Raw genomic sequence first — 8,600 nt, 5'->3', positions numbered from 1 at the left:
ATTAAAGCCGCAGAAAACGGCCATTTTTGCGCGTATGAAATAATGTGGTGATTTCAGTTTTTTTCAGTCATTCCGTTTCAACATTCTTCAACATTCTTCAACATTTCCCATCATTGAATTTCAGGTTTTATCAGGTTCTTGAGTAAGCAATTGGCCGCTTTGCGTTGTACCGGCAGCCTATCCCGTACTATGCTTTCAGACATGGAAACTCCTGCCCATGCCTCCCCTGTTTACCGCATCACCATCCCCGGCCTGCTCAGGGCCAAAGGACGCCCGCGTTTTGGTAATGGCCGGACCTTCACAGATGCAAAAACGGTGCAGGCCGAGAAGCATATCCAGCGTCACGCCATGGAGCAGATCGGCAAGCCATGCCTGAGTGGCCCGCTGCATGTTTCCCTGACAATAAACATTGCCCCTCCGCCGTCATGGAGCAGGAAGAAGACAGCGGATGCGCTGGCAGGCCGAATACTGCCGACCAGCAGGCCGGACATAGACAATCAGATGAAGACTGCCGCTGATGCTCTGAATGGTATCGCTTGGAAGGATGATGCCCAGATTGTGGATGCCATCCTATCGCGCCGTTACGGGCCGGAGAGCGTGACTGTGATTGAAGTGCGGCCGCTATGACTGGCAAACATGGCCGGGACGTGCCCAAACGTCTGAGCCTGCTTCATGAAGGTGCAGGTGCCACCGTAACGGTGGTGGGCAGGAATCCCCGCTCACCCTACAAGAGACGCATTCCCCGCAAGCCAAGCCCCGCCCAGATTGAGCGGTTTGAAGCCCTCCGGGCGCGGGTGATGGGGATACCGGAAAGCCGGTAGGGGCCTCGGGGAATATCCCAGTGCCGGTCGCGTTTCTGAGAACGAGACCCCCTCAAAGGCTGAATTGGCCTTACAGAATAAGCAATCTCGCCAATGATGGTTTGCGCCCGCCCAATTTGGTGAGCACACCCAGATGTGAGAAGTGCTCCGCTATCAGGGCCTATCTGCCATGCAAGTGGAACTACCCCCCCATCAAAAACGCTTCAGCCTTGGGATTATGGGAAGGCCGCGTGATGATAGATATTGTGGGTATGACGGCCATAGGTTTTTTGGTGTGTATGGCCGTAGCCAAGGCGTCTGATGCCGTCACCATTATGTGGCTTACACGGCATAAGAGGCGTTCATAGCGCAAGATATAAGCGGCTTGTCAGAAGCAGATGCCGAGTGTGCAGCCGCCGGAAGGTTCCGGGGCGAGTGCGATGGTGACTGCCACAATAAGAAACGCCGCCGCAAACAGCGCGAACGTGCATATAGCTAACGCTCTCATCCGGCCACGTCCTTCCTCAACCTAACACCAGCCCCGCCACCATTCTCTTCAATGAACTCCACCCCGGCGGCCTCTAGGGCGGCGCGGACGGAGGAAAGTGTGGACTGGCGGGGGGAAACTTCTGCCAGTTCGACGCGCGCAATGGTACGCTTAGGTAGGCCGCTTGCGGATGCTAAGTCATCCTGTGTTAAGCCCACCAAGGCACGGGCCGCTCTAATCTGGGCGGGTATAATGCCACCTCTGATGACTTTTTTTCTTGCATCCATAAAATGACAATGCCATCAATGGGGACACCTCGCAAGAGAGCTTAAGCGACCGGATGGGGAGCTACCACCTTCCCACACCCGGCCTAACCACAACCGAACAGGAGTTTCGGCAATGGCTAACCGTGCCTATAGCACGCCCATAAGCACATGGGCATTCCATACCGTATGTACAACACTTCCCGCTCTCATGGCCCCGGCCTTGGTTGCGTTGGCCCTGCTGGGACTGGCAACGCCTGATCCGGTCATATCGGGCCGGGCCGCGCATACTCAGGGGGTGGCACAATGACCCCTCTGGAACGTGCAGCCTATGCCCTGAACTGGCAGGCCGACCACCAGCGCCGCGTTGCAGTGGTCTGTGACGCCCTGACCGACTATCTCAGCAATAAGACCGGTGGCCCTAGCGATAGGGACGCGGATATGTGCGGAGGGGTCGCCTTGTTCCTGTCGGCCTATATCCGGCACGGGGCTGATGTGGCCGCAGAAGACGCCAAGCACGCGGAGGCCGTGCGATGACCGCCCTCAACCCTCCAATGACCGAGGCCGAGGAAGATCACCTTCTGACATACAGAGACCAGCGCCTTTTGTTCCGCAGGGCCGAGCAAGTTGCCTTTGCGCTTCTGGACCTGACCAATCCGAAGAATGACATATCTTATCCGCAGGCGCGGCACTGGCTGGCAGATGAATTGTGCATGACGCTGGACCGTCTAGGGGAGATTGCGGGCTTTAATGCACGGCGGGCCAGCCATGACTGACCTGTCACCCCTGACGGCTTTTGAACAGGAAAGTGTAAAGAACCTCAGAATCCCGGACGTGGTTCTGCACGATGCACGGATGATGGCTGATCTTGTCGTGGAAGTAGCCGCGAAGGGCGCTGCTGATGGGGCGGAGATTACATGCCCCGATGCCCTGCATTGGCTTGGCTGCCGCCTGCAAGACAAACTGGACCTACTGGCCGCCCTATCTGGTGACGGGAACGCTCCCGGCTGGATGCAACCGGATGAAACCCCATGAAGAAACTGATTAGCAGCGGCAAGGATGCCGAATATGCGCCCGACATTGCCGCCCGCATTGAATGGGCTTGTGTCAAAGGGCTGTTCATTCTGGACATGCAATACGCAGATGCCCCGGAGAAGTGGGACTTCTGGCCGTGTGTGGTGTTCCATGATGATACATGGCTGGAACTGTCGCATGATTGCGACATAACCGAAGCCCGCCAGCGATGCGCCTGCCTGTCTGCGCTCCATGACAAGCCCTTACGGGACTGGACCCGACCAGCACCGAGCGGCCTGACTCTGGAAACGCCGGAAGGTGATCTGGCAAACTATCTGCAAAGAATAGGACCGGACGGGAAAGAGGCAGAGCCTCTATGGGGTGCAGGATGGGAACTGACTGACCATCTATTCCAGCGCGGTGCGACTGATGCCGATTTACTGCACCAGATAGAGCAGGCCGGACGCAAGGCACCGGGAAGCCGTGCGATTATCCGCAGCGAGGCCATGCAGCGTTGGCAGATGCTGCACGCCGCCAACGCCAAGCCCGAACCAAAGCAGGAGGAACTCGCATGACCCGCTTCCTCAAAGACATGGCGCTGTTCTTCCTGCTGCCCCTGACGTGCGCCTGCTTCCGCATTACTACGGCGCTGGCCCGCTTCACATTCCATCTGGCCGGGAAGGAATGGCGGCATGGCTAGACAGGCTTTCGCGTCACAACGACGCAAAACTTGCCACCGTGGCAAAAATTCCGTGGCGACACCTGACCGGCTTCACCTGCTGCAAGAGGCAAGCTGGAACCTGAGTGCCATTTCCTACTGCATCGCCAGCGTTGGCCGTGACCTTGCCGGGAAGCCGAACAATCCTGGCACTATGGATTCCGCAGGGCAGGCTCTGGAATGGCTTGCCGGTGAAATGCAGCGCCGGTGCGTGGCGATAGATGAGGGCTTGTCATGACCGATGGCCGCAAGACGTGGGCACGAGAAGAGATCGACCTTGTGGTGTCCCTCCGTAATCAGGGCCATGCGTGGCGGGCAATCGCCCGTCACCTTGGCCGGTCGGATACAATGTGCCGCTTCCAGTATGAGCAATGCACGGGCAAGCCAGTCAAAGCCGCACCGCAGCAACAGGCCGAGCCAGTCACGCCTAAAGTGTCAGCCATTCGCGCCGAGCGGGCACCTGACAGCCAGCCTTTGCCGGTGGGGCATCCCATTGTCATGCGGGGGCTATGGCAGGGAATGGAGCGGGAGGCTGCTGGTTGAGGAATACGGGCCTCTTAAATATTACCGTTTTTGCGCTCTGAAATATTTTGTGATCGCGTGAGGGATGCTTAGCAAAAGTGAGCAAATACGCACATCTTTTCAAAGAGATAGACGAAAGGTTTTCTTACAAAAAACTACACCAGGCACCGAATTTTTTACACCAAATGTTACAAACTCACATTGAGCAAACCGCAGTTTCCCGCCGTTCTTCTGGTTGTTCTAGTCATGGGTATGATTCCCAAATGGGGATACCCCCGCAGGACAAATATGCCTCTATTTGCCCACAGGATGCCCGCAGAGTTACCTTAACCGATTTAAGGTAGTGGTCACGGCGGCCATGTGACTAAAAGTCACACAGCGCCATTTTGGACGATTTTAAGAGAATGTGCTCTTGGCTACGAGGCTGGTTTTCTGGCAATAGGGAGGAGTGAACATTGCGAAAACATCGTGTCTTGATTCCCCTCACAGGAATCGGGGCCACCAAAAGAAAAACCGCCCAAGGTGTTACCAGCACCAAGAGCGGTTTTCCGAGGTGGTAGCACCATACTGGACGGAAGCGGCGGCTAGGCCGGGCACGTACAGAAGGGCCGCTGAATTAGAGGCCAGCTTCTTTTCTGTATCCGTACTTTGTTGGATTTGCAAACAGCGCCATAGCGCCGGTTTCAATCTGGCAATGCACCTAGCGCCGCCCCGTCCAATCCTTACCGAACAGATTGGACCGGCATATAATGACAGCAGAAAACCATGATTTTTTGCCTCTTACCGAGGCGTTGGCAGAACTCAATAAAGACATTTTGGGAAAAGACAGCGGCGCTGCCTGCTATGCGGCAAGCACCGCATACGCCCGCGCTGCAATGGGGGCCATTCCCGTGCAGAAGTTTGGCCGCACCTATTTTGTGCGCCGGGCTGACATTCCCCTGATCGCGTCCCGGCTGCCCTTGGGTCGCCGCCGTCACACCCACCCAGCAGCGTAAGGGGGGGATTGATGAGCACGACATTACCGCAGCATGACGCGCCGCACTATGTATCGGTTGACGCATGGCTAAAACGCACCGGCATGTCTCGGACAGACACCTACCGCAAGCTGGGCGAAGGCGTCTTGAAGGCTAAGAAGATTGGTCGGAAAACTGTCATAGATTTTCGGGCGGGTATGGCGTGGATTGAGTCCCTGCCTAACGCCGCAATCATCACGAAATGAAACAGCCACCCGCCTGTTCTGAGGGGTGGCTGTGTTGGTTCTGTATTATGAAGACCCGCTGTCTTCTTATACAGGATTCACAAGGCATCACGCAACAGAAAGGCGGCTGGTTCCTATGCAGGACTAGCAAGCATGGCGCACAAAAGCCACTTACGCCCGGACTCTGCCCACACTGGGGCAATAGACTTCCAGACAATCAATCGCGCCGCACTGGGTGCGCTTCCCGCTTTGCTGATGCGGTGGCTGCCGGATGGGAAGAAACAGGGACACGAATGGGTTTCTCGCAATCCCAAGCGTGGCGACCGCAAGCCCGGTTCATTCAGTGTCAATCTGAACACTGGCCGCTGGGCAGACTTTGCAGAAGCAAACGCACGCGGGGGTGACCCTATCTCTCTTGCGGCTTATCTGGCGGATATCACTCAATACGAAGCAGCCCGTGAATTGGCAAAAATGCTTGGCCTGAAAGGCGGTGTTGAATGAGCACGCCTGAAACTACTCTAGCTATGGCCTGTGTGGATGATAACGGTCTGTTCAAGCCCCTGACAGATACAGACAGGGAGAAGGCCAAAGCTCTCGGTGGGGGGAATCAGAACCCTGATGCGGAGGTCTGGGAACCTGTTGTCCCTGCTCCCTCCGAACCGGAGAAGCCGAGCAACGCCACAGATATGTGGGTATATCGGGACGCGGAGGGGCGGCCTCTATTCGCTCGTTTTCGTTACAGTGGGGCAGTTGATGCGGACGGCATCCCGAAAAAGGAAGTGCGCCCGCTGACGTATGGCCGCCGCGTCTGGACCGATAAGAACGGGAAACAGCGCGATGTCACGGGCTGGCACTGGAAGCAGCCCGCAAAGCCTCTCCCTCTTTACGGACTGGACCGGCTGGCCGGGAAGCCTGATGCGCCCGTTCTTCTGGTGGAAGGTGAAAAAGCTGCCGATGCGGCCTGCACTCTTTTCCCGGATATGGCAGTTATCACCAGTGGAGGCAGCACCTCTGTGGGCTCTGCTGACTGGTCACCTCTTGCCGGTCGCAAGGTCACGATCTGGCCGGACAATGATGCACCGGGGGTGAAATACGCTGACACCGCGATTGATGCCCTCCGCAATGCCGGGGCGCAGTCGGTCCATATGGTGAAAGTGCCTGATGGCCTGCCGGACGGTTGGGATTTAGCGGATGATCTGCCGCTTGAAATGACCAACGGGGATGAGATTCCCGCTCTCGAAATCCTCCGCCTATTGGTGGATCAGGCACCGTTGGCAGAATCAAATGTGAAGATGCCCCCCGGTTACAGCATGACCAGTCGGGGCCTCTATTTTACCCCTGAAGCCACAGGTGAGCTTCCTCCTGTTCCGCTCTGGGTCTCAGCACCGTTTGAGGTGATTGCAGAAACGCGGGACGATAGCGGTTTGGGTTGGGGCCTTTTGATTAACTGGCTTGATCGTGACCGGCGCTTTCACCAGTGGGCAATTCCCAAAAAGATGGTTCATGGCGAAGGGAAGGACATTGCAGGAGAACTGGAAGATGCTGGCCTGAACTGCAACATTTCAGCAACCCGTCACCTTCGCCAGTTTATCGCCTCTGTTCATACCAAGACCCGCCTTCGGTGCGTAACCAGTTCGGGCTGGCACAAAACGGAACAGGGGCCGGTCTTCGTTCTGCCGAACGGGGTGACTCTTGGGTCTGGTCGGAGGGCAGTCGCATTTCAGACAACCCGTGCCGCTTCCGGTTCAGAATATGCGACAGCCGGAACGCTCGAAGAATGGCAAAGGAAAATTGCCGCTTATGCCCGTGGCAATAGTCGTCTGTTGTTGACACTTTCGGTTGCGTTCTGTGGCCCACTTCTGGACATTCTGGGAGAGCAGTCAGGCGGTTTTCATATTGTCGGAGCGAGCCAGACCGGTAAATCCACAGCGCTTTATGCTGCTGGCTCCGTCTGGGGCAAAGGCGACCGTGACGGCATGGTGCGCTCATGGCGAAGCACGACAAACGGAACGGAAGGCATCGCGTCCGAGACCTCAGATACGCTCCTCATTCTGGACGAAATGGGACAGGCAGATAGCCGTGAAGTGGGGGATATTACCTACATGCTTGCCAACAATACCGGCAAGCAACGGGCTGGCCGCAACGGCGAGGCGCGCACCGCCAAGACGTGGCGTTCCTCGTTTATCTCCACTGGTGAAGTGACACTTGCAACCAAAATGGGGGAGGCGGGCCGCCGTGCCATGGCGGGACAGGAGGTTCGCCTTGTTAGTGTGCAGGCTGATGCCGGGGCTGGCATGGGAATGTTTGAGGCCCTGCATTGCTTTTCTTCCGGCGGCGAACTGGCTGACCATATCCGCGTGGCAGCCCGCACCTACTTTGGCACAGCAAGCCGCGCTTATCTGGATGCGCTGGTCAAAGACCGGGACGAGGATGAAGCCGGTCTGACCCAAAGCCTGAAAACGCTGGTGGACGGGTTTGAAAAAGACTGTCTGCCGTCTGGGGCTGTGGCGGGACAGGTGCGTTCGGTCGCGCGCCGCTTCGGGCTGGTGGCCGCCGCCGGTGAACTGGCAACCGCTTATGGGGTTCTGCCATGGGGGCGCGGTGACGCAACACAGGCAGCCAAGACCTGCTTTCAGTCATGGCTTACTGAACGCGGGGGAACCGATGCCGCAGAAGACCGGGAAGCGATAGAGCAGGTCCGGGCCTTCATAGAACAGCACGGGGAAAGCCGGTTTACCCTTCTGGGTGGGGAAGATGGAGGGACGGAAAACCCGCACGCCCGCACTATCTCCCGTGCTGGCTACCGAAAGCGCGTGGACACGCCAGAAGGCAGTCAGTGGGAATATTGGGTGCTGCCTGTGGGGTGGAAAAACGATGTCTGCAAGGGGATAGACCACAAACGCGCCGCCAATGTTCTGCGTGATGCTGGCTATCTTTTGCCGGGGGATGGGAGAAACCCGACCGTTCAGAGAAAGATTCCAAACGATGGCCGCTACCGTGTGTATGTGCTTTCTGGGTCTATTTTGGACGGGGAGGCAGCATGATACGCCCTCCCGAAAGCGGGGCTTATGCTCCCGCTCCCGACAGTCCCGACAGCACACCGCAGTTGTCGGGACCGGATGTGACACTAAAAAGTGGCTGGAAACTGCCATTTTTTAGGGTGCTCCCGACAGTCCCGACAATCCCGACAGTTTTTTACAATACCCGGAGGGCCTTGGCATGGTGAGCAAGGCTTTATCGGCTTTGATGGAATGGGCCGAAGACAAACAGGCAGACGCTTCTGGTTCGCTTCCCGTACCGGACAACTCCGAACCCGCAGAAATAAATCCCGCCGCTCTGATTAAGGAGCTGGATTTCCTCGGCTGTGAGATTGTTCTGAACGATGGCACGCCAGTCATACGGGGCAATAAGGCGGCAATCACGCCCGATCTTCTGGACCTGCTGAAAGCTGGCCGTGAGCAGATTATTAAACACCTGACCGCACAAGCCAGCCAAGGACATGAGCAGGAGGCGACATCAGAACCACCGCAGCCAGAGTCATTACCTGCCAGGCATTGCGAGCAGTCAGGAATACGACGCGCCCCTGAGACCGGCAAAC

At 57.1% G+C, this 8,600-nt stretch carries 15 protein-coding genes and 1 pseudogene; 15 read left to right on the top strand and 1 reads right to left on the bottom strand.

Annotated features, from left to right (window positions below):
* Nucleotides 1-138 precede the first annotated feature (138 nt).
* Together Abin_RS08185 and Abin_RS08180 are read left to right on the top strand one after the other, a co-directional pair.
* Nucleotides 139-627: a RusA family crossover junction endodeoxyribonuclease gene (locus Abin_RS08185; protein ID WP_255319434.1), complete on the top strand. Its 489-nt coding sequence runs from the start codon at nt 139-141 to the stop codon at nt 625-627.
* Nucleotides 624-821 carry a hypothetical protein gene (locus Abin_RS08180; RefSeq protein WP_048845869.1) on the top strand — a complete coding sequence of 66 codons (198 nt, stop codon included), beginning with the start codon at nt 624-626 and terminating at the stop codon, nt 819-821. Before Abin_RS08185 ends, Abin_RS08180 begins: the two co-directional genes overlap by 4 nt.
* A 483-nt stretch (nt 822-1,304) precedes the next feature.
* On the opposite strand, the gene Abin_RS08175 is transcribed toward Abin_RS08180, so the two are convergent.
* Complete coding sequence (locus Abin_RS08175) at nt 1,305-1,574, bottom strand: helix-turn-helix domain-containing protein (protein ID WP_048845868.1); 270 nt, start codon at nt 1,572-1,574, stop codon at nt 1,305-1,307.
* Nucleotides 1,575-1,686: 112 nt separating this feature from the next.
* Here Abin_RS08175 and Abin_RS08170 point away from each other — a divergent pair, with 112 nt between their 5' ends.
* The 13 genes and pseudogenes from Abin_RS08170 to Abin_RS08115 all read left to right on the top strand — a co-directional run.
* A complete protein-coding gene (locus Abin_RS08170) occupies nt 1,687-1,860 on the top strand; it encodes a hypothetical protein (protein WP_170237875.1) in 174 nt (57 codons plus the stop codon).
* A complete protein-coding gene (locus Abin_RS08165; protein ID WP_048845867.1) occupies nt 1,857-2,087 on the top strand; it encodes a hypothetical protein in 231 nt (76 codons plus the stop codon). The genes Abin_RS08170 and Abin_RS08165 overlap by 4 nt, the downstream gene beginning before the upstream one ends.
* The gene (locus Abin_RS08160; RefSeq protein ID WP_048845866.1) at nt 2,084-2,326 is read left to right on the top strand and encodes a hypothetical protein; all 243 of its coding nucleotides are present in this window, start codon (nt 2,084-2,086) and stop codon (nt 2,324-2,326) included. The genes Abin_RS08165 and Abin_RS08160 overlap by 4 nt, the downstream gene beginning before the upstream one ends.
* On the top strand, nt 2,319-2,585 hold the full coding sequence (locus tag Abin_RS08155) for a hypothetical protein (RefSeq protein WP_048845865.1): 267 nt from the start codon (nt 2,319-2,321) through the stop codon (nt 2,583-2,585). Before Abin_RS08160 ends, Abin_RS08155 begins: the two co-directional genes overlap by 8 nt.
* On the top strand, nt 2,582-3,139 hold the full coding sequence (locus Abin_RS08150; protein WP_048845864.1) for a hypothetical protein: 558 nt from the start codon (nt 2,582-2,584) through the stop codon (nt 3,137-3,139). The genes Abin_RS08155 and Abin_RS08150 overlap by 4 nt, the downstream gene beginning before the upstream one ends.
* Nucleotides 3,136-3,264, top strand: a complete 129-nt coding sequence (locus Abin_RS15840) for a hypothetical protein (protein ID WP_255319433.1) — start codon at nt 3,136-3,138, stop codon at nt 3,262-3,264. Before Abin_RS08150 ends, Abin_RS15840 begins: the two co-directional genes overlap by 4 nt.
* Complete coding sequence (locus Abin_RS08145) at nt 3,257-3,520, top strand: hypothetical protein (protein WP_048845863.1); 264 nt, start codon at nt 3,257-3,259, stop codon at nt 3,518-3,520. The genes Abin_RS15840 and Abin_RS08145 overlap by 8 nt, the downstream gene beginning before the upstream one ends.
* Nucleotides 3,517-3,825 carry an SANT/Myb-like DNA-binding domain-containing protein gene (locus Abin_RS08140; RefSeq protein WP_048845862.1) on the top strand — a complete coding sequence of 103 codons (309 nt, stop codon included), beginning with the start codon at nt 3,517-3,519 and terminating at the stop codon, nt 3,823-3,825. Before Abin_RS08145 ends, Abin_RS08140 begins: the two co-directional genes overlap by 4 nt.
* A 728-nt stretch (nt 3,826-4,553) precedes the next feature.
* Entirely contained in the window at nt 4,554-4,799 is a 246-nt protein-coding gene (locus Abin_RS08135) for a hypothetical protein (RefSeq protein WP_048845861.1), read from the top strand.
* 11 nt (nt 4,800-4,810) lie between these two features.
* Complete coding sequence (locus Abin_RS08130) at nt 4,811-5,023, top strand: hypothetical protein (protein WP_048845860.1); 213 nt, start codon at nt 4,811-4,813, stop codon at nt 5,021-5,023.
* A 132-nt stretch (nt 5,024-5,155) separates the two neighbouring features.
* On the top strand, nt 5,156-5,503 hold the full coding sequence (locus Abin_RS08125; RefSeq protein ID WP_048845859.1) for a hypothetical protein: 348 nt from the start codon (nt 5,156-5,158) through the stop codon (nt 5,501-5,503).
* Nucleotides 5,500-8,046: a DUF927 domain-containing protein gene (locus Abin_RS08120; protein ID WP_048845858.1), complete on the top strand. Its 2,547-nt coding sequence runs from the start codon at nt 5,500-5,502 to the stop codon at nt 8,044-8,046. Before Abin_RS08125 ends, Abin_RS08120 begins: the two co-directional genes overlap by 4 nt.
* Nucleotides 8,047-8,221: 175 nt before the next feature.
* Nucleotides 8,222-8,600 (top strand): annotated as a pseudogene (locus Abin_RS08115) (hypothetical protein); the annotation flags it as partial.

The organism is Acetobacter indonesiensis (assembly GCF_000963945.1).
Classification (GTDB): Bacteria; Pseudomonadota; Alphaproteobacteria; order Acetobacterales; family Acetobacteraceae; genus Acetobacter; species Acetobacter indonesiensis.
This window is presented reverse-complemented; position numbering and strand designations above follow the sequence as displayed.

What these genes read in the sequence shown, in the direction of transcription:
- Abin_RS08125 (WP_048845859.1), top strand. Translation starts at nt 5,156, where the DNA reads ATGGCGCACAAAAGCCACTTACGCCCGGACTCTGCCCACACTGGGGCA.
- Abin_RS08160 (WP_048845866.1), top strand. Translation starts at nt 2,084, where the DNA reads ATGACCGCCCTCAACCCTCCAATGACCGAGGCCGAGGAAGATCACCTT.
- Abin_RS08150 (WP_048845864.1), top strand. Translation starts at nt 2,582, where the DNA reads ATGAAGAAACTGATTAGCAGCGGCAAGGATGCCGAATATGCGCCCGAC.
- Abin_RS08165 (WP_048845867.1), top strand. Translation starts at nt 1,857, where the DNA reads ATGACCCCTCTGGAACGTGCAGCCTATGCCCTGAACTGGCAGGCCGAC.
- Abin_RS08170 (WP_170237875.1), top strand. Translation starts at nt 1,687, where the DNA reads ATGGCTAACCGTGCCTATAGCACGCCCATAAGCACATGGGCATTCCAT.
- Abin_RS08145 (WP_048845863.1), top strand. Translation starts at nt 3,257, where the DNA reads ATGGCTAGACAGGCTTTCGCGTCACAACGACGCAAAACTTGCCACCGT.
- Abin_RS08135 (WP_048845861.1), top strand. Translation starts at nt 4,554, where the DNA reads ATGACAGCAGAAAACCATGATTTTTTGCCTCTTACCGAGGCGTTGGCA.
- Abin_RS08175 (WP_048845868.1), bottom strand. Translation starts at nt 1,574, where the DNA reads ATGGATGCAAGAAAAAAAGTCATCAGAGGTGGCATTATACCCGCCCAG.
- Abin_RS08140 (WP_048845862.1), top strand. Translation starts at nt 3,517, where the DNA reads ATGACCGATGGCCGCAAGACGTGGGCACGAGAAGAGATCGACCTTGTG.
- Abin_RS08130 (WP_048845860.1), top strand. Translation starts at nt 4,811, where the DNA reads ATGAGCACGACATTACCGCAGCATGACGCGCCGCACTATGTATCGGTT.
- Abin_RS15840 (WP_255319433.1), top strand. Translation starts at nt 3,136, where the DNA reads ATGACCCGCTTCCTCAAAGACATGGCGCTGTTCTTCCTGCTGCCCCTG.
- Abin_RS08120 (WP_048845858.1), top strand. Translation starts at nt 5,500, where the DNA reads ATGAGCACGCCTGAAACTACTCTAGCTATGGCCTGTGTGGATGATAAC.
- Abin_RS08155 (WP_048845865.1), top strand. Translation starts at nt 2,319, where the DNA reads ATGACTGACCTGTCACCCCTGACGGCTTTTGAACAGGAAAGTGTAAAG.
- Abin_RS08180 (WP_048845869.1), top strand. Translation starts at nt 624, where the DNA reads ATGACTGGCAAACATGGCCGGGACGTGCCCAAACGTCTGAGCCTGCTT.